The sequence below is a fragment of the Sphaerimonospora mesophila genome, assembly GCF_001417795.1.
Lineage (GTDB): Bacteria > Actinomycetota > Actinomycetes > Streptosporangiales > Streptosporangiaceae > Sphaerimonospora > Sphaerimonospora mesophila.
This window is the reverse complement of record NZ_BCBX01000032.1, coordinates 342,980-361,688: the sequence shown is the minus strand read 5'-3', so window position 1 is coordinate 361,688 and position 18,709 is coordinate 342,980. Positions and strand designations below refer to the sequence as shown.

The window sequence follows — 18,709 nt, the reverse complement described above, 5'->3', positions numbered from 1 at the left end:
ACGCCTTATCTATCGGCCGTCTATCGCCCCTTCTTCGGGCGTAGGACTCCTAAGACACCGTCACGCCGACTTATCAGGTCTTATCCGGGCCTCTCGGGACCTCGGCTCCTCAGAGGGAGACCCCCACGAACACGGGTTCGTTCACGAGCAGCACCCCGAACTTCTCGTGCACGCCGTCACGGACCTCCCTGGCCAGGGCCAGCAGGTCGCGGGTGGACGCCGTGCCCGTGGGGTTGGTGAGGGCCAGCGTGTGCTTGGTCGAGATGCGCACCGCGCCCTTTTCGTACCCCTTGGGGAACCCCGCGTTCTCGATCAGCCAGGCGGCCGGCACCTTGACCGCGCCCGAGCCGTCCGGCATCTCCCATCGGGGATGGCCGGGGGCGCGCCGCCCCAGGTCGGCGGCCTGCGCCGCGGTGAGGATGGGGTTGGTGAAGAACGATCCGGCGCTGCGGGTGTCCGGATCGCCGGAATCGAGCACCATGCCCTTGCCCCGGCGCAGGTCGAGCACGGCGGCGCGGGCCTGCGCCAGCGGCACCCGGTCGCCCAGCTTCACGCCGAGCCGTACCGCCAGTTCCTTGTACGCGATCGGCCCCGACAGCTCCGACCGGTGCAGGGCATAGGTGACCGCCAGTACGACGTGCCGTCCCGGGTCGTCCTTGAACGCGCTGTGCCGGTAGGCGAAGCCGCACTCGGCGGGCGTCAGGTCACGTGTCCGCCCGGTCGTCCGGTCGTAGACGCGGACGCCGACGATCGTCTGAGCGACCTCCTGGCCGTACGCGCCGACGTTCTGGATCGGCGTGGAGCCCACCCGGCCCGGGATCCCCGACAGGCACTCGACCCCCGACCATCCCTCGTCGACGCATCGGGCGACCAGGGCGTCCCAGTCCTCCCCCGCCTGCACTGTGATCACGACCCGCTCGCCGTCCCCGGCGACGTCGATCCCCTCGCTGGACACGTGTACGGCGAGGCCGTCGAATCCGTCATCGGACACGACGAGGTTGCTGCCGCCGCCGAGGATCAGTACGGCCTCACCCTCGCGGTCGGCACCGGCCACGATGCCGACGATCTCATCCGGTGAACGGGCCTCCACGAAGGCCCGGGCGGGGCCGCCCAATCGCAACGTCGTGTACGGCGCGAGCCGTACCTCTGCCAACCGGTCGGCCATGCGTCCTCTCAGCGGCTCCTCATCGGGTTCTCTGGCACCGGCCGCACCGGCCGGACCCGCGTGACCAGGATATTGGCATCCTTCCCGGGAGCCGTACGCAACCTCAGCCCGAGCCGGATCCCGCGTCCGAGGCCGTGCCCCTGTCCGTGCCCCTGTCCGTGCCCCTGTCCGTGCCCCTGTCGAGGTCCGTAGCGGGGTCCGTGGCGGGGTCCGTGGCGGGGTCCACGTCCGGGTCCGCCGCCGCTTCCGCGATCGATCTGTCGATCCTCGACGTGGCCGAGCCGCCGTCCCAGAGGAGTTGCGAGGCGACCATCGACTCCGTCCCCGACGGCGTCAGCGCGGTCTCGATCGTGCCGCCGGGGGCGATGTCGCGTTTGGTCTCCGTGACCTCCCCCGGGCCGACGGCGTCCGTGGCAGCGCGGGCGGCCTCGGCCCGGGGCCGCGGCATCGCTCCGCCGATCGCGTCCCCGGTCCGGCCGGGCACCTGCTCCTCCTCGGCGACACCGGCGACGTCCGCGCTTTCCCGCTGCGAGACGACCGGATCGTCGATGCGCGTCCCCGCGTCATCCCGTCCGGGCCGACCGGGTGCAGGCCGGTCGTATTCGGGCCGGTCGTATTCGGGCCGATCGTGCTCGGGCCGGTCGGGGGTGCTGTTTCGCTCGTTCACGTCCCGACCGCTACCCACCATCACCCCACCCAATCGGGGGCATACGGGATGAATCAGGCGAGTTGTACGACGGCGCGTGCCCTGGACAGGACCCGGGAGCCGCCGGATCTCGCGGTGAGGACCACGATCACCCGGTTGTCCTCGAGCTTCTCCTCGATCCGGCCACTGACCGTGATGGTGGCGCCCTCGTCGTCGTCGGGGACCACGACCATCGACGAGAAACGGACGCCGTAGTCCACCACGGCGCCCGGGTCGCCCGTCCAGTCGGTGATGAAACGCCCGCCCTGGGCCATGGTGTACATGCCGTGGGCGATGACGTCGGGCAGTCCGACCGCCTTGGCGTGGCGCTCGTTCCAGTGGATGGGGTTGAAGTCGCCGGAGGCCCCCGCGTACCGCACGAGGTCCACCCGGCGCACCGGGTAGTCGGCGGCCGGGATCTCCTGGCCGACCTCCACCTCGTCGTACCTGACCTTCGCCGTCCCCGGCCTGGCCGTCGTGGTCATGCCGCTCCCCCTCGCTCGACGATGGTGTTGTAGGCCCGGCACACCAGGTCGCCCCCGCCCGTGGTGACCTCGCTGCACAGGGTCAGGAACTCGTTGCGGCCCACGCTGCGGATCTCGGTGATCGTGGTGGTGCAGTGCAGCTCGTCTCCCGCGTAGACGGGGCGCTCGTATTCGAACCGCTGCTCACCGTGGACGACCATGGTGAAGTCGAGCCCGAGGTCCGGGTCGCCGAACGCCTCGCCCGCCGCCGACATGGTGAACACGATGGGGAAGGTCGGCGGTGCGACCACGTCGGGGTGACCGGCCGCGACGGCGGCGTCCCTGTGGTGATAGATCGGATTCTGGTCACCGATCGCGGCGGCGAACTCCGCGATCTTCACCCGGGATACCTCGTAGGGGGAGGACGCCTTGTACGCCCGCCCGACGAACTCACGGTTCAACGCCATCAGGCCCGTGCTCCTTCACGCCGAAGAGCTGTCGAGGCGACGGTAGCAGCCGATCGGCGCCCGTCCCGCGTAAGGACCCACCGGCCGACGGTCACCGCTCGCCGGCGGAATCCACCCGAACCGTGAGGTGTGCGGGCACGCCGGCAGGCACCGGCCGTACGGCTCACAGTGGGACAGCGTGGCCGACCGCCCGCTCCGACCGGATGCGGAGCCGAACGAATGCGGACACGAAAACCGGCGTCCCGCACGGGAACGCCGGTTACGTCGGTCTGACTGGGCCGGAGCTGTCGGCGCTACCGGGTCTCGCGGTGCGCCTGGTGCGTCTTGCAGTTCGGGCAGTACTTCTTCAGCTCAAGCCGATCCGGGTCGTTGCGCCGGTTCTTCCGCGTGATGTAGTTGCGGTGCTTGCACTCCTGGCAGGCCAGCGTGATCTTCGGCCTAACGTCTGTGGCAGCCACGTGGGAGTGCCTTTCTGCGTCTGGGACTACTGGACAACCCGAGCCGGAGCCGCATTGTGCGCGAAACCGGCGAGGGTAGTAGCGGAGGCCGGACTTGAACCGGCGACACAGCGATTATGAGCCGCTTGCTCTGCCTGACTGAGCTACTCCGCCTGGACCGGCGAACTTGAACCGGCCACGCAAGGATACCCGACCAGCACGTTAATTCGCGCACATGGACCGGACCCCGCCAAGCCGAAAGCCCCATCCGAGAACGCCCGGACAGGACTTTTCAGCCAGAGCCCCCAAACGGAATCGAACCGTTGACCTTCTCCTTACCATGGAGACGCTCTGCCGACTGAGCTATAGGGGCAGGCCGCCTGCGCTCTCGGCTGGCGGACAGGTGTAACTGTACACGCCCGCGACCGGTGATGCGAATTCGATCTCAGGCTCGCCGTACGGCCGCGGCAGGCATCAGCCGACGGTGCTCTCCGGCGTGGGGATGACCCCCCTGAGATCGGCCTGTTCCCGCAGGTCAGGGGGCACATCGGCGGTGATCTCATATCGGGTGAAGTAGCCCTTGCCGCGCACCGGAACCACGCCGCTGAGCGTCACCGTCGCGTCGTACGGCGTGTCGGCGCACCCGGGCAGGCACCACGACCCGCTGAGCCTGCCCTCCCCGGCGGCCCTTGTGGGCCCCCAGCTGTGCCAGGTCACCCCGTTCAACGCGGTGAACTCGGAGACCACCAGGTCCCTCGGCCGCCGATCGGCCCTGCCCTGCTCGGCGTCGTGGAGATTCAGCACGTAGACCGGAGTTTCGGAGACGGCGTCGGAGCCGCCCGAGCCGGTCGAACCGCAGGCGGCCACTCCAAGAAGGGCCGCGCTCACGAGGACCACACCGAGACGGATGTCCGCGGGAAGGACGCGACGCGGCTCCCGCACGGGCAGGTGCGCCGAGGGCGCGTCGATCAGGTGCATGGAGTCCCCCTCGCTGGTCTGGTGCCCAGACGCTGGAAGGGATGCTCCGGCTATCGGGCGGCGGTCCGCACGTCTGCGTCCCGTCCGGGAAACGAGATCAGCTCGCACAGGTCGGCGAGGTCGACGTGGCGGGCGACCTCCTCGACGGACAGGCAGTCGGCGACGAGCCGGCCGTGGCGGCGGACGCGCAGGACCTGCCGGCCGCCTACGTGCGCCGGCACGATCTCGTACCCGTCGGGTCCCACCCATCGGCTGCTCACGGCAGAACAAGCTATCGTGTTTTCCCACCCTTATCCGGCAATGACACAGGTCTCAGCGATGTCTCCGCCGAGCGGTCGTCAATCCCTGTAGTGGTAGTAGCCGAGCAGGTCGGCCAGCGCGGTGACGTCGTCCACGCGGATCCTCGTGCCGGTCGCGAACGCGTTGATCATCTTTCCGCCCCCCACATATACGCCGACATGGTGGGTCTTGTTCTGTCTGCCGTAGAAGACGAGATCACCGGGCCGTGGCGAGCGGACGCGGTGCAGCCTGCGGATGTGGTCGTCGGTGTTGCCCGGCCCCAGGACGTCGGCGCCGAAGGCGAGCCGATAGACCCAGCGGGTGAATCCCGAGCAGTCGAACCCTCGCGTTCTGTCGGCGGGGCATGGTTTCGTAGCGCCGTGATAGCCATGACAGGTCCCCAGGGACGGTCCGGGCAGCGCCGCGTGCCCCCCGCCCCAAGAGTACGGGAAGCGCCCACGGCTCTCGTACGCGATCCCGACCGCCCTGGTCAGCTCGTGATCGAGGGGTGCGGAACCCGCGGCCAGCCCGAGCACGATCACCGCCACGACACCCCATGTTCGTACAGACAAGATAAATCCCACAAATCCCGACATTAGGGTTTTAAAGTAATTCACGCATGAGTTCGACGAGGGCCTTTACCTTCCAGAATCGACGCTGCGGGGGAAAGGCGTTACTCTCAGTAAGACAGAGCTTGTCCCGCGCTTGTCGCAGCGACGATGGCGCGTGGCCGAGAGTGCTTGACAAATGCTGCCCATCGTGAGCGCGGTCTCGACTGGAAGTCTCGCGTACCGCAGGGCATGCTTTGTCGGGCACGACCTACTTCGTCGGTGCCTTGTTTGACGATGACAGCGCGTTCGACGCGTCCACGGCAAGGAGAACGAAAGGAACCACCGTGGAGACGTGGACGGTAAACACACCTGATCACACCCGCTGGGCGGTGATGGGGCTGCGCGGGGAGCTGGATCTGCATGCGGCGGGCGAGCTCCGCGAGCCGCTGCTCGAACTGGTCACTGCCCGCGGTCCCTGGCTCGCCCTCGACGTGAGCGAGCTTTATTTCATCGATACCACCGGCGTGGGGCTGCTCGTGCGGCTCATGCACAACCTGCGTGAGAAGCAGGGCGACCTCGCGCTCATCGGGCCGCGCGGACAGGTTCTGCGCATCCTGCGCTGGACCAACCTCACCCGGCTGTTCCCCGTGTTCGACTCGGTCGCCGACGTGCTGGCCGACGCCTCCGCCCGATGACGCCCACCCAACAATCGGAAAATCGGATAAATCGGAAAACATGTAATTTTCACTCCCTGTCACGGCATTGTCGCTGGCTGACGATTAGTTTTGACGCTTTACTAACTCGCCCTGTGTCGTCGGAAGACATGCCCTGCCTATCGTCCCGAACATGAAGATGCGAGTGATCACGGCGAGCCTGGCAATGCTCGGCTCGGTCGCGGCGTCGCTCGTGATCGGCCAGGCGGCACGGGCCGACACGACGATCTGCGAAAAGTACGGCTCGACCACCATCCAGGGCGGCAAGTACGTCGTCATGAACAACAACTGGGGCGATGACACCCAGCAGTGCATCAACGTCACGAGCACCGGATTCCAGGTGACGCAGGCGTCGCACAACAAGCCGCAGAACGGCGCCCCCGGCTCCTATCCCGCGGTCTACGCGGGTTGCCATTACGCCAACTGCTCCAGCGGCAGCGGCCTGCCGATGGCGGTGACCGACAGCCGCTTCAACAGCGTGCAGACGAGCGTCAGCATGACGTACTCGGGTTCGGGCGTCTATGACGCGGCCTACGACATCTGGTTCGACCCGACCCCGCGCAGAGACGGCCAGAACACCGGCGCCGAGCTCATGGTCTGGCTGAACCACACCGGCTCGATCCAGCCCGTCGGCTCGAAGGTCGGCACGGTCAACCTCGCCGGCGGCACGTGGGACGTCTGGTACGGAAACTCCGGCTGGAACGTCGTCTCCTACGTCCGCACCTCCCCGGTCAACTCCATCAACTTCGCCGTACGGACCTTCTTCGACGACATGGTGAGCCGGGGTTACGGCCAGCGGTCGTGGTACCTGACCAGCGTGCAGGCCGGATTCGAGCCCTGGGTCGGCGGTGCCGGGCTGGCCGTGAACAACTTCTCCTACAGCGTGGGTGGCACCGTGCCGCCGGACCCGACGCCGACGCCGACGGCCACGCCCACTCGCACCCCGACCCCGACACCCACCGCGACCGGCGGCACCGGCGCCTGCCGGGTGGCCTACAGCAAGAACGAGTGGCCGGGCGGCTTCACGGCCAACATCACGGTCAACAACACCGGATCGGGCACGATCAACGGCTGGACCCTCGGCTTCACCTTCCCCAACGGTCAGAAGGTGACCTCCGCCTGGAACGCCGACGTCACCCAGAGCGGATCGTCCGTGACCGCGCGGAACCTGTCGTACAACGGTTCGATCCCGCCGGGCGGCAACACGTCGTTCGGCTTCCAGGGCAGCTGGAGCGGCTCGAACGGCAACCCGACCGGCTTCACGCTCAACGGCACGCCCTGCTCCACCGCCTGATGAACCCGGCCCGATGAACCCGGTCTGATGAGCACTGCCTGATGAACCCGGTCTGATGAGCACCACCTGACGGCACGGAAGACGCCGTAATCCCGAAGGACCGGTCCCGATCGCCACGGGGCCGGTCCTTACGCTTTTCCTCGCCGGAGGACCCACCGGCTCCCACGAAGTCCCTGACCTGGCCGCGTGGAAGCCGGGGGGTGGCCCAGAAAGTTTCTGCCTGCCTACGAAATCTTTCGATCAGCCAGGATGGATCGTAGTAAGCCCGGAAGGAACGGTCAACGGACGAGACGGACGCGAGAGCCGTACGGCAGGCCGGCACGGCCCGCCGTACGAGCGAGCGGTCAGGCACGCGTGGTGAGACGGGCGACCTCGGCGCGGACCGGCCCGCTGAGACCGTCGAGCAGGCGATCGGCGCGGCCGTCCAGGGACTCACGCAGCAGGGCGGCGATGAGGGCGGGCGGCACATACTCGAGGACCCGGCATGCCCGCTGCAGCGTCATCGCCTCGACCAGCCGGACCGTCACCGAGACGACGCCGAGCGTACGGAGGACCTCGGCGGCGACCCGCTCGTCGGCGTGCGCCAGGATGCCCGCCCCCCGGCCCGGCGGCATCGCACGGAACAGCTCGGCCGCGCCCTCGGCCGTCATGTGGTCGACCATCCGCCCCGCGGCGGCGTTCGACAGCAGCGCGATCACCTCGACCACCTGGGACGGCCGGGCGGCGGCCATGCCGTCCAGCAGCGGACCGGCGACCCTCGGCCCGGCGGCGTCGAGCAGCGCGGCGGCCTCCCGCCGGGGCCTCGAGAGCAGCCGTCGGCCGCCCTCCGCCGGGTCCATCGCGCGCACCGACTCCGGCGTGAGCCGTACGCCCTCAGACGGAAGCCGTACGTCCTCAGACGAGAGCCGTAGGTCATCAGGCGGAAGCCGCACCTCGCGAGCGGCGTCCCTCCGCCCGGCCGGCTCCGGCGGTCGCGATGAACGGCGCGGCGGCGGCGCATCCGAACGGCGGCGTACGGGCGTCAGGATCGCCGTCAGCCTCCGGTCGAGCTCGGCCGCCCCCGTCCGCCGGTCGGGATCCTTTCTGAGCAGGCCGGCGATCGCGTCGAACAGCGGTCCTGGCCGCCGGGGAGGTGGCGGGTCCTCCTCGGTGATGGCCCTCATGGTGGCCAGCAGGGTGTCGCGTCCGAACGGCGAGCGGCCCTCCAGGGCGATGAACAGCGTGACCCCGAGGGACCACAGGTCCGCGGCCGGATAGGCCGGCAGGCCGTTGACCCGCTCGGGGGCCAGGAACTCCGCCGTCCCCAGCAGGAGACTCCGCGAGGTGAGGCCGCTCTCCCCGTCGATCTGCGCGATGCCGAAGTCGACCAGGAAGACCTTGTCCGCCCGGCCGATGAGGATGTTGGCGGGCTTGACGTCCCGGTGCAGCACCCGCTTCGCGTGCGCTGCCGTCAGCGCGGCGAGCACGTCCCGCCCGATGCCGGCGATCTCCCGCTCGTCGAGGGACCCGGCCTCGATCCGATCCTGCAGCGATTCGCCCTCGATGTGCGCCATGACGATCCAGGGCGTGTCGTTCTCCTCGAACACGTCGTAGATCGGGACGATCGAGGGGTGTCTGACCCGTACGGCGGCCCGCGCCTCCCGCAGCGCACGCTCCCGCTGGACGGCGACGGACTCCCGCCCGGAGGGCGACAGAGTGATCTCCTTCAGGGCGACCCTGCGCCGCAGCAGCCGGTCCCATGCCAGCCAGACCGTGCCCATGCCGCCCCGGCCGAGCCTGGACAGCAGCTCATAGCGGCCCCCGATCAACTGTGCGGTCACGCCCGGCGGCCTCAGTCGTCATCCGGGAGCAGCTCGACGCCGCCGGAGTGTTCGGCGGCACGGCCCGGCAGACGCGTGGTGCGGGTGTCCGACATCCGGCGCAGCGCCTCGTCGTCAGGAGACCCGTATCCGTAGTCGGGCCCGTACTCGAACCCATGCTCCGGCTCGGGCCCCCGGTGAAAGCCGGGCACCTTTTCCGCGCGGGTGCCCGTCGGTCCCCGGTACGGCTGGTCGGTCTCCGGCAGGACGACGGTGGGCTGGGGGCCGGTGTCACCCGGGCGGGACTGCCCCCAGATGTCCCAGAGTCCGGCGGAGCCGTTGGCGGGCTCCGCCGCCATCGGTGCCGCGGCGGCCGGCCCCGGCGTGAAGGCGGGCGTGAAGCCGGGCGTGAAGCTGCCGCGCGCGTTGCGGAACTCATGCTGCTCGGCGAGCGCGAGCACCTTCTCGTAGTTTCCCGGCCGCTGCATCAGCTTGACGGTGACCGGCAGACACTCGATGACCAGGAACAGCAGGAACAGCAGCAGCCGGGTGATCCCGAGCGTCGTGTCCGTCCCGGTCACCTCGTTGAGCGCCTGAAGCCGGATCAGCACCCCGTTGGTGGACAGGTTCTCCGCGTCGAAGGACGCCTGCAGGTCGGCCTGCCGCTTGAGGGCGGCGTCGAGTTCCGCCCGCGCCTTGGGCAGCGCCTCCTGCGCGTCGGCCAGCCGGGTCTGCTTGGCCGCCTCGTCGTTCTGGGCGAGCTCTTTCCTGCGCTGCTCGATCTGCCGGTTGAGCAGGGCGATGCGCTGCTTGTTCTTCTCGTACGCGCGTTTGCTGTCCTGGGCGAGCGGACCGTTGCCCTTCTTCGGGCAGGAGGGCCCCCCGTAAAGCTGGCACTGCCATTCCTTGTAGTGCTTGTCGGACTGCTTCTGCTCGTTCGCCCGATCCTGGGTAAGGGCCTTGATCTTCGGGTCCTGCGCGGGATCGATGGGGACCTCTCCCCCGGAGGCGGTGACCTTCTCCAGGTCCGCCACCTCTTCGCGGAGCCGGGCGACGTCCGCACCCACATCACCCTGCTTCTGCTGCGCGGCGAACGAGTCGGCACGCCGCTGCTTGATCTCCACAATCTGCGCGTCGATTTCGCCCTTGAAAATCTGGAGCACCAACGGAGTGGAGATCACAAAACCGAGCAGCAGCGCCATGAGAAACCGCGGCAGGGCCGTGAACAGGCGGTGGCGGAGTGACGCGTCCGCGCGCAGTGTGCTGACCAGCCATCGGTCGAGGCTCAGGATCGCCAGACCCCACAGGAGGCTCGCCACGATGGCCAGGAAGAGGTTGACCCCGAGCGCGCTGTTCAGGGCGAACGTCATGGAGACGACCGCGAGGACGCTCGTGGTGAGGACGGCGCCTCCGATGCCCTCGAATTTTCCGTACTCGGTCGGACAGCGCTCCAGAACCTCGGGCCGCGCCCCGGACAGGGCGATCAGAAAACGCCTCACGCTTCTCCTCGTGAATGGAGTTCCGCCTTCAGGCCGTGCTACGCAACGTCGCAAACCCCCCTAACTCGGGTTATCGTAGTTGCCCCCGCGGCTATGGCACGACAGGAAGTTTCCGTACATGAGGAAACTCATCGGGTTCTAGCAGCGGCCAGTGCCGCGACCGCCGAAGTCTGCCCGGACGGCGCGGTGTCCAGGGGGTGCATCGCAAGGCGGAGGAGGAGCTGAGTAGCGGAGGCTACGGGTGACGATCCCGGGCCCCGTGGAAATTCCGAGCCTGCGAGGAATTTCCACGGGTGGGGCGACAACGCAGCGAGGTGCCGCACTGGGCGACGCGACGGGGTAAAGATTGGCGGGAGGGGCGCTAGCGTGGAATCAGGGGACGTGGCATAACGAATTCGACACAACGACGGAGGATCCCCCTGTGTCGGAGCCCGACAAGGACCTACTCCGCAAGGCCCTCTCCCGGGCCGTGGCACTGCTCACCGGCACCGACCGTCTCATCGTGGCGGAGGTCGCCGCCGACGGCATCACCACGTTCGAGATCCATCATGACGAGCACGGCACTCCGCGCGCCCGCCGCCGGTTCGACTCCTGGGAGGATCTGGCCATGGCGCCCGTGCCGGATCACACGGCCGGGCGGGACGCCGTGCTTCGGACCGTCGCGGCGATGGCGTCCTCGGGAGATCTCGCCGAGGTCGTGCTCGTGCGCTCGACCACGGAAAGCCTTCCCGCCGGGCAGGCGCTCTCATGGCTGGGCGAGGCCTACTCCGCGGTCGTCTACTCGGCCGGAGCGCCGGTGGCCGCGCTCGTCAAGGAGGCCATCCGCAACGATCCGCTGACCAGGTCGTACGACCTGGTCGTCCTGCGGCCCGATCCCGCGAGCGGCCGGCTGGAACTGGCGGGCAAGCAGCTCTTCCCCGTCGGCACACGCCCGGGCACGCGCTCCGACGTCGTGATCCGGTGTGCGCCCGGCGACGCGTACGGCACCGCGTTCGCCGTGGTCACCCGCCGGGGCCGGGAGCCGCATCTGCTTTCTGTCTCGTCGGCCCGGCTCACCCCCGGGACCTATACGGTGACCGCCGAACTGGTGCATGCCGGAAAGGTCCGGTTCATCGGCCTGCCGGGGCTCGTCGAGGACCCGCGCGGCTGGGCCGAGCTGATCGGCTCGGTGCCGTCCCGGCTGCCGCCCAGGACCGGACCGGCGCATCTGATCTGCGCGGTCGAGGTCTGCGGCCCGGAAGAGAAGGTGGCCGAGCGGCTGGGCCGGGCCCACCAGGTGATCGCCTTCCTGTCCGCCGAGTTCGGCGACCGGCTCCAGGTCTCCCTCATCGCGTACGGAGCGCATTCCTTCGATCACTCCGCCCCCGAGCATCCGGTCGAGGTGACCACCTGGCGCGGCACGCCTGATCACGCCCTCGACGGTCTGCGCCTGCTGGAGGAGCGCGGGGCGATCACGCGGGGTTTCCCGTACCATCCGCACGCCGCGCAGCTCGAGGACATGCTGGCCACGGTGGTCCGGCGACTCCATCGGGACGGCCCCACCCTGGATGGTCTCGATCGGCACCGCCCGGCGCCGACGGTCCTGCTCACCGTGGGCGACCGGCAGCCGCATCCCGCCCGAGCCGATCGGTCGGGCGTCCTGCCGTGCCCCCGGCGGCACGACTGGCAGACGCTGCTCGGGCAGCTCGGGAGCCGACCGGGGGCCGTGTTCGGGGCGATCTGGGATCAGCCGCAGCATCGGGCGCGCGAGGCCCACCCGATCTGGCGCTACCTGGGGACGAGCGCGCTCGCGCACCTCGACGCCCTCGACGTCCGGGAGCTGACCGTCGACCTGGGGCTGGCCGCACCCGTCGTCAGCCGCATCCCGTTCCCCCTCATCGACGATACGGAGTGAGACCACGCATGCCCGTTGAGGTCACGCCGGGGCAGGGCTCCCACGGCATCTCCATGTGGGGTGCCCCCGGCAGCGGCAAGACGACCTTCCTGGCCGCCCTGTCCGTCGCCCTTTCGCGCCGGAACGACGACTGGAAGATCATCGGCTCCGACCCCGCCTCCACCGATTACCTCCTCGACAAGACGAAGGAGCTGTCACGTGGCCGGCTCTTCCCCGAGGCGAGCAAGGTGGTGGAGCGATATCACTGGACGCTGATGGGCCCCACCACGAAGAAGACCAGGTGGTGGCGGCGCAAACCCAAGATCGGTGACCAGACCCGGATCCGCATCAACATGATCGACGCGCCCGGGGGTCTTTACGCCCAGGGCGGGCGGGCCGCCGAAGACCTGGTCGATCTGCGCCAGCGGGAGCTGCTGGACAGCCTTGCGCAGGGCCGGGGCATCGTCTTCCTCTTCGATCCGATCCGGGAGTTCAAGGTCGGAGACGCCTTCGATCACCTGCACGCGCCGCTCACCCGGCTCGCCGAACGAATGCTCGCCGCCGACGAGATGGAGGACGGGAAGCTCCCCCATCACGTCGCCGTCTGCATCACCAAGTTCGACGACCGCCGGGTGCTGGAGACGGCGATGGGCCGGCACCTGGTCGGTGTCGAGCCCGACGATCCGTACGGCTTCCCCCGGGTGAGCGACGAGGACGCCCGGACGCTGTTCCGCGAGCTGTGCCGGATTTCGCGGAGCGGCGACGCCGAGCTGGTCCTCAACGACCTCGGCAAGTTCTTCCACCCCGAGCGCATCCAGTTCTTCGTCACGTCGTCCATCGGGTTCTTCATGGACCGGCGCAGGAACGTCTTCGACTGGGACGACTCGGAGAACCTGCTGCCCGTGGAGAGCGGCCAGGGCCTGCGCGTACGCGGCCAGGTCCGCCCGATCAACGTGGTCGAGCCCATGCTCTGGCTCGGCCGGCGCCTCGCCGCGGCCGACCCGGCCGGGGTGATCCCCAGATGACCGCCGGTGCCGTACGGAAGATCGGCTTCGAGTGGGCGCTCGAGGGAAAGCATCCCGGCAGTTTCGACGACTACGAACTGCTGGACCACAGCAGAAGACGGCTCGACACGCGGATATTCCAGGAGATCAGAAGCCGCTATGTCACCGGCATCTCCCCCCAACTGCCCCAGGTGACCATCGCGAGGGCGAAGACCGGGCAGGACGAGCAGGTCGTCCGCTATGTCGTGCTGGCCGTACAGAACTGGTCGGAGCACCGGGACGGCACCAATCGGAGGATCGCGCACACCCGCTGGTTCTATGTGCCGTACGAGCAGCTCATCGAGCATCCGGTGACGTACGAGGCGCTCTACGGCGCATTCGCCGCCCTTCCGACGGAGCTGGATCCGGCCGCACCGCCCACGGTGGACGTGCCCGCCCTCGATCCGCTGACGCTGTCACCGGGAGGGGACGCGCTGTCGACCGCGGCGCTGCTCATGACCGGCCGCCCGGTGTGCGTGGTGGGCGCCGAACGGGTCGAGATGCTCGAACGCCTGCGGTTTCTCGACACCGTCGCCGCGCTGCTGCCGTACGGCATGCGGGCGAACCTGACCGCCACCACGTGGATCAGCAGCACCGCCGAGCACAGGATCAGGCTGTCCTTCGCCAGACACGCCCCCGAGGGAACCCACACCGTCGCCTGGGGAGACGGAGCGGAGATCCCGATCGGTGCGGGGCAGGCGGAGTTCTACCTCGACACGCTTGCGACGTCCGAGATCCCCCTGCTCGACATCATGGGATCGCTGTCCCGGCAGACGGAGCCGCTCTCGTTCGCCAAGCAGGATCGGATGGTCGCGATGGAGCTGCTGCACCGCGCCGCCCATCCGCGATACGAGCTGGAACCCGAGCCCGAACCCGAACCCGAGGAACCCGATCGCTCGCCCTCATACCTCCATGGCGAGTCCAACCGGATAGATCTGCTCAGCTCACTGACAGCGGAGGAGCCGGCGCGTGGGAAAGGCCGGTGGAGCAGATGGAGGAGAGACCGCCGAGGGGGTGGCCCTCGGCGTTCGGCCGCTTTGGGAAACCGGAGAGAAGCGGCGCCGAGTCTGCCCGCTTCGATGCGGGAATTCGCCTACGACCAGGACGAACCGGAGCAGCTGACCCCATATCGGCACGACTGGAAGTGGTGGAGCACGCTGGCGCTGTGGGTGGTGCTCGTCGTAGCGCTGGCCGGTTTCGCCTTTATCGTGATCTTCAATCCGAAATGGGACACGTTTCCGGCGCTTGACACCATCCTTCTCGTCTCGGATCTGGCCCTGCTCGTGGCCGCGGGACTGGCGCTGTTGTTCAAATACGTGCGACTGCCGTCACGGGTGCCCGACTGGACGAGACCACGGAGGGACCAGGTCAAGAGGGGCGGATGAGACCGGCCTTGGTGGCGGCGGCGACGGCCGCGGTGCGGGAGTCGACGCCGAGTTTGGCGTAGATGTGCACCAGGTGGGTCTTGACGGTGGTCTCACTCAGGAACATCCGCTTGCTGATCTGCCGGTTCGACAGCCCGGCGGCGACGTGGCCGAGGACCTCCAGCTCTCGGGGGCTCAGCGTGGCACGCGGCGTGCGTACGCGGCCCAGCAGGCGGGAGGCGACGCTCGGCGCCAGCGCGCTGGCGCCGGTCGCGGCCGAGCGGATCGCGGCGTGCAGGTCGTCCGAGGGCGCGTCCTTGAGCAGGTAGCCGGTGGCTCCCGCCTCGATCGCGGCCACGATGTCGGCGTCGGTGTCGAAGGTGGTGAGCACGAGCACCCTGGGGCCGCTCACGGGGGTGCCCATGGCGACGATGTGCCTGGTCGCCTCACTTCCGTGCATGCCCGGGCCGAGCTGGAGATCCATCAGGACGACGTCGGGACGGAGCCTGCGCGCCGCCGCGACGCCCTCCTCACCCGTGGCGGCCTCCCCGACCAGCTCGAAGTCGGGCTGCCCGGCGAGCATCGCACGCAGGCCGGAACGCACCACCGGGTGATCGTCCACGAGAAGGATGCGGATCGGCGGCGTCATCGGTCCTCTTCTCCCTCTCCCGCCTGATGCGGCAGCGGCAGGGTGGCGACCACGGCGGTGCCCTCTCCGGGCACGGACTCGACCGTGAGCGCGCCGCCCAGCAGGGTCACCCGGTCGCGCATGGCACGCAGCCCGAAGCCGGTGCCCGCCGTTTCGGCGCCCACCGTTTCGGGTCTCGGTATTTCCGGGCTCGGTGTTTCGGGGGCCGGTGTTTCGGGGGCCGGCTGCGCCGCCGGGTCGAAGCCGCGGCCGTCGTCGTAGATGTCCAGCACGACCATGTCGTCCAGATAGGTGAGGGTCACCCGGGCGTTATCGGCCCCGGAGTGACGGCCGACGTTGCCGAGCGCCCCCTGGGCGATGCGCAGCAGCGCGACGTCATACTCGGCGGGCAGCCGTACGGGAGTCCCGGACACCTCGAACCGCACCCGCGTGGTGGTGCCGGCCGCGGCCGAGTCGCTGACCCTGCGCAGCGCCGCGATCAGGGAGGACTGCTGCAGGGCCGGGGGCGCCAGCGCCCGGACGAAGTTGCGCGCCTCCTGCAGGTTCTCCTGCGCGGCGCGCTCGGCCTCGGCGATGCGCTGCTCGGCGTCGTCGGGCCGGACCCGCAGGTCCCTGCGCGCGGCGCGGAGCAGCAGGATGATGCTGGACATGCCCTGGGCGAGGGTGTCGTGGATCTCCCTGGCCAGGCGCTCCCGCTCGGCCAGGCGGGCCGCGTCGCTCTCTGCCTTGACCAGCATGCCCCGGGTGCGGACCAGGTCGTCGATCAGCAGGCGGCGCTGCTCGCTCTCGGAGTAGAGCGCCTTGTAGACCAGCGCCATGAGCGTGGCGACCGCCGCGCCGAGGGACGGCCCGATCACCTGCGGGGCGTGCACGCCGCCCTCGTGCCAGCCCGCCGCCGCGATCGCGGCCGCCGTCAGTACGGCCACACCGGGCAAAGCGACCGCCAGGGGCAGCAGATGCAGGTAGGCGAAGAACAGCGGAAAGGCCAACCAGACGAACTTCGGCGCGTGCAGTGCCAGCACGGCCCAGCCCAACGTGATCGCGACCAGCCAGATCCGTCCCAGGGTCAGGTGCGTACGTCCGCCGAAATGGGGCAGCCGCCCCTCGATGACGATCCCCCCGCCGTAGAGCACGCCGAGCAGGACGCCGCCGACCGCCAGAGCCGTACCACCCGAGCGCACTACCCCGGCGATCGCGATCACCAGCAGGACGGCGAAGGTGCCGTGGATCGCCCACCGCAGCAGCCTGAGCGCGGGCGGGAACGGAAAGTCCATCATTTTCCCTCAAGCTAAGCGCCCCAGGTCATCCGGCACATCATCCGAAAGATGGATGTCCGGATGACCGAAGAGACGAACCCGGCCCGATCGACTTCACGATGTGCGAGCGAAGCCGCCGGAACAGGCTAGGGAGTGTCCACATCAGTCCAGTCAAAACCGGGGGGACGCACGTGTTCGTGGCGCTCAGAGACCTGCGTTTCGCCAAGGGGCGGTTCGCCCTCATGGGCGCGGTCGTCCTGCTCATCACGCTCCTGGTGACCATGCTGTCCGGCCTGACCGCCGGGCTGGCCCAGGAGAACATCTCCGCGATCGAAGGGCTGCCGGCCGACCGCATCGTCTTCTCCCGCACCGACAAGCCGTCGTTCTCCGACAGCCGGATCACCGACACGACCTGGCAGGAATGGCGGAAGGTCGCCGGAGTCTCCAGGGCAGAACGGCTCGGCATCACCATGGGCCGGATCAGCTTCGGTGACGACGGCGCGGCGACGGCCGTGTTCGGGGTCGAACCAGGCGGCACACTGGCCGAGGAACCTGGCGACTCGCTGGATGCCGGAAAAGTCGTGCTGTCCGCCAAGCTGGCCTCCGGAACCGGGCTCGCGGTGGGCGACAGGGTGCAGATCTCCGGGCACGACTTCACGGTCGGCGGCATCGGCGGCGAGTCCTCCTACAGCCACGCCCCGGTCGCGTGGATCACCATCGGCGACTGGGAACGGATGGGACGCCGGGGCGGCGCCGACGCGGTCGCCACCGTGCTGACGCTGCACGCCAGCGGAGACCCGGACCTGTCCGCCGTCGACGCGCGCCTCGGCACGACCACGATCGCGCTGGCCGACGCCCCCGCCGCCATCGGCTCCTTCTCCTCGGAGAACGGCTCGCTGCAGCTCATGCGCGGCTTCCTGTTCGCGATCTCGGCCCTGGTCATCGGGGCGTTCTTCACCGTGTGGACGATCCAGCGGCGCGACGACGTCGCGGTGCTGAAGGCCCTCGGCGCGAGCACCGGCTATCTGCTGCGCGACGCGCTCGCCCAGGCGGTCGTCGTGCTGCTGCTCGGCGCGGGGCTCGGCGGGGTGATCGCCGCCGGGCTCGGGGCCCTTGCCGAGGGTGCCGTCCCGTTCGTCCTTTCGGTCTCGACCACCGTCGCCCCGGTCGCCGTGATGATCCTGCTCGGCGCGCTGGGCGCCGCGCTGGCCATCCGCAAGATCACTTCCGTCGACCCGCTGACCGCGCTGGGAGCCTCCCGATGAGCCTCGTCCTCGCCGACATCACGCTGACCTACCCCGACGGCGACCGTACCCTCACCGCACTCGATCACGTCGGTCTCTCCGTCGCACCCGGCGAGTTCACCGCCGTGGTCGGACCGTCCGGGTCGGGCAAGTCCAGCCTGCTCGCCGTCGCCGCCACCCTGATCGCCCCCGACTCGGGGACCGTACGGGTGGCCGGGCACGACGTCTCCCGGGCCGGACAGGCGGCCAGGACCCGCATGCGCCGCGACCACATCGGCATCGTGTTCCAGCAGTCCAACCTGCTCCCCGCGCTGACCGCCCTCGACCAACTGCTCGTGATGGCCCACCTGGCCGGGCAGCCGACGGGTGCGGCGGCGACACGGGCCGCCGAACTGATCGAGGCCGTGGAGTTGGTCGGCAAGGAGCACAAGCGGCCCCATCAGCTCTCCGGCGGCGAACGCCAGCGCGTCAACATCGCCCGGGCGCTGATGAACCGCCCGGAGGTGCTGCTGGTGGACGAGCCGACCAGTGCCCTCGATCACCACCGCGGCGAGCGGATCGTCTCCCTGCTCGCCAGCCTGACCAGGCGGAACGGCCTGGCCACCGTGATGGTCACCCACGATCTCGCCACGCTCTCGATGGTGGACACCGTACTGACCATGACCGATGGCAGGCTCACCGCCGGTGACGGTACCGGAGCCGTCGCGACGGCCGGCGGTGGCCGTTCCGCACCCTGAGACGCCCCCTCCGGTGCCAGGCCCGGCAGGCCGCGACCACCATCCGGTTCCGAACCACAGGACGGTCACCTGCGTTTCCCTCGGGGGCAGGGTAATACGCACAGACCAGTCATCTGGCTAATTCCGTCCTAAAGACCCCAGAAGTACGATGCACTATTGCCCGGGATTACGGATTTGCAACGATCCAAACCGGGGTATCCGGAGATTTCCGT

General features: G+C 69.2%; 19 protein-coding genes and 2 tRNA genes. 7 read left to right on the top strand and 14 right to left on the bottom strand.

Annotation, left to right across the window (positions count from 1 at the left end; translation table 11 throughout):
- Positions 1 to 109: 109 nt before the first annotated feature.
- The 10 genes from AP234_RS09345 to AP234_RS09300 form a co-directional block, all read right to left on the bottom strand.
- Entirely contained in the window at positions 110 to 1,165 is a 1,056-nt protein-coding gene (locus AP234_RS09345) for a UDP-N-acetylmuramate dehydrogenase (RefSeq protein ID WP_055479167.1), read from the bottom strand.
- Positions 1,166 to 1,268: 103 nt separating this feature from the next.
- The gene (locus tag AP234_RS09340) at positions 1,269 to 1,832 is read right to left on the bottom strand and encodes a hypothetical protein (protein ID WP_055479166.1); all 564 of its coding nucleotides are present in this window, start codon (positions 1,830 to 1,832) and stop codon (positions 1,269 to 1,271) included.
- Between the two features lie 53 nt (positions 1,833 to 1,885).
- Complete coding sequence (locus AP234_RS09335) at positions 1,886 to 2,335, bottom strand: MaoC family dehydratase (RefSeq protein ID WP_055479165.1); 450 nt, start codon at positions 2,333 to 2,335, stop codon at positions 1,886 to 1,888.
- Positions 2,332 to 2,781, bottom strand: coding sequence for an FAS1-like dehydratase domain-containing protein (locus AP234_RS09330; RefSeq protein WP_055479164.1), 450 nt, complete (start codon positions 2,779 to 2,781; stop codon positions 2,332 to 2,334). Before AP234_RS09330 ends, AP234_RS09335 begins: the two co-directional genes overlap by 4 nt.
- A gap of 293 nt (positions 2,782 to 3,074) precedes the next feature.
- Positions 3,075 to 3,239, bottom strand: coding sequence for a 50S ribosomal protein L33 (rpmG, locus tag AP234_RS09325; protein ID WP_030921771.1), 165 nt, complete (start codon positions 3,237 to 3,239; stop codon positions 3,075 to 3,077).
- Positions 3,240 to 3,318: 79 nt separating this feature from the next.
- Positions 3,319 to 3,392: transfer RNA gene (locus tag AP234_RS09320), tRNA-Met, on the bottom strand.
- Positions 3,393 to 3,518: 126 nt separating this feature from the next.
- Positions 3,519 to 3,591, bottom strand: a tRNA-Thr gene (locus AP234_RS09315).
- Positions 3,592 to 3,692: 101 nt separating this feature from the next.
- On the bottom strand, positions 3,693 to 4,196 hold the full coding sequence (locus tag AP234_RS09310; RefSeq protein ID WP_055479163.1) for a hypothetical protein: 504 nt from the start codon (positions 4,194 to 4,196) through the stop codon (positions 3,693 to 3,695).
- Between the two features lie 50 nt (positions 4,197 to 4,246).
- Positions 4,247 to 4,456 (bottom strand): hypothetical protein, encoded by a 210-nt coding sequence (locus tag AP234_RS09305; RefSeq protein ID WP_055479162.1) that lies wholly within the window; start codon positions 4,454 to 4,456, stop codon positions 4,247 to 4,249.
- Between the two features lie 78 nt (positions 4,457 to 4,534).
- A complete protein-coding gene (locus tag AP234_RS09300; RefSeq protein ID WP_235558053.1) occupies positions 4,535 to 5,047 on the bottom strand; it encodes an NlpC/P60 family protein in 513 nt (170 codons plus the stop codon).
- Positions 5,048 to 5,370: 323 nt separating this feature from the next.
- Between AP234_RS09300 and AP234_RS09295 the strand changes: the two genes are divergently transcribed.
- Together AP234_RS09295 and AP234_RS09290 are read left to right on the top strand one after the other, a co-directional pair.
- Positions 5,371 to 5,721 carry an STAS domain-containing protein gene (locus AP234_RS09295; RefSeq protein WP_055479160.1) on the top strand — a complete coding sequence of 117 codons (351 nt, stop codon included), beginning with the start codon at positions 5,371 to 5,373 and terminating at the stop codon, positions 5,719 to 5,721.
- Positions 5,722 to 5,872: 151 nt separating this feature from the next.
- Positions 5,873 to 7,033 carry a GH12 family glycosyl hydrolase domain-containing protein gene (locus AP234_RS09290; RefSeq protein WP_055479159.1) on the top strand — a complete coding sequence of 387 codons (1,161 nt, stop codon included), beginning with the start codon at positions 5,873 to 5,875 and terminating at the stop codon, positions 7,031 to 7,033.
- A gap of 344 nt (positions 7,034 to 7,377) precedes the next feature.
- Here the strand turns inward: AP234_RS09290 and AP234_RS09285 are convergent, their stop codons facing one another.
- A complete protein-coding gene (locus AP234_RS09285) occupies positions 7,378 to 8,853 on the bottom strand; it encodes a protein kinase domain-containing protein (protein ID WP_055479158.1) in 1,476 nt (491 codons plus the stop codon).
- 11 nt (positions 8,854 to 8,864) lie between these two features.
- A complete protein-coding gene (locus tag AP234_RS09280) occupies positions 8,865 to 10,331 on the bottom strand; it encodes a DUF4407 domain-containing protein (protein ID WP_055479157.1) in 1,467 nt (488 codons plus the stop codon).
- 421 nt (positions 10,332 to 10,752) lie between these two features.
- On the opposite strand from AP234_RS09280, the gene AP234_RS09275 reads away from it, so the two are divergent.
- Genes AP234_RS09275 through AP234_RS09265 form a run of 3 tightly spaced genes read left to right on the top strand, consistent with a single transcriptional unit; the run spans position 10,753 to position 14,632 of the window.
- Positions 10,753 to 12,225: a hypothetical protein gene (locus tag AP234_RS09275; protein ID WP_055479156.1), complete on the top strand. Its 1,473-nt coding sequence runs from the start codon at positions 10,753 to 10,755 to the stop codon at positions 12,223 to 12,225.
- Between the two features lie 8 nt (positions 12,226 to 12,233).
- The gene (locus AP234_RS09270; protein WP_055479155.1) at positions 12,234 to 13,229 is read left to right on the top strand and encodes a hypothetical protein; all 996 of its coding nucleotides are present in this window, start codon (positions 12,234 to 12,236) and stop codon (positions 13,227 to 13,229) included.
- The gene (locus AP234_RS09265) at positions 13,226 to 14,632 is read left to right on the top strand and encodes a hypothetical protein (protein WP_055479154.1); all 1,407 of its coding nucleotides are present in this window, start codon (positions 13,226 to 13,228) and stop codon (positions 14,630 to 14,632) included. The genes AP234_RS09270 and AP234_RS09265 overlap by 4 nt, the downstream gene beginning before the upstream one ends.
- On the opposite strand, the gene AP234_RS09260 is transcribed toward AP234_RS09265, so the two are convergent.
- Both AP234_RS09260 and AP234_RS38490 read right to left on the bottom strand, forming a co-directional pair.
- Positions 14,616 to 15,260 (bottom strand): response regulator, encoded by a 645-nt coding sequence (locus tag AP234_RS09260; protein ID WP_055479153.1) that lies wholly within the window; start codon positions 15,258 to 15,260, stop codon positions 14,616 to 14,618. The two genes, AP234_RS09265 and AP234_RS09260, sit on opposite strands and share 17 nt — an antisense overlap.
- Positions 15,257 to 16,537, bottom strand: coding sequence for a histidine kinase (locus AP234_RS38490; RefSeq protein WP_055479152.1), 1,281 nt, complete (start codon positions 16,535 to 16,537; stop codon positions 15,257 to 15,259). The genes AP234_RS09260 and AP234_RS38490 overlap by 4 nt, the downstream gene beginning before the upstream one ends.
- 170 nt (positions 16,538 to 16,707) lie before the next feature.
- On the opposite strand from AP234_RS38490, the gene AP234_RS09250 reads away from it, so the two are divergent.
- The gene (locus AP234_RS09250; protein WP_055479151.1) at positions 16,708 to 17,781 is read left to right on the top strand and encodes an ABC transporter permease; all 1,074 of its coding nucleotides are present in this window, start codon (positions 16,708 to 16,710) and stop codon (positions 17,779 to 17,781) included.
- Positions 17,778 to 18,497, top strand: coding sequence for an ABC transporter ATP-binding protein (locus tag AP234_RS09245; protein WP_055479150.1), 720 nt, complete (start codon positions 17,778 to 17,780; stop codon positions 18,495 to 18,497). Before AP234_RS09250 ends, AP234_RS09245 begins: the two co-directional genes overlap by 4 nt.
- Positions 18,498 to 18,709 lie beyond the last annotated feature (212 nt).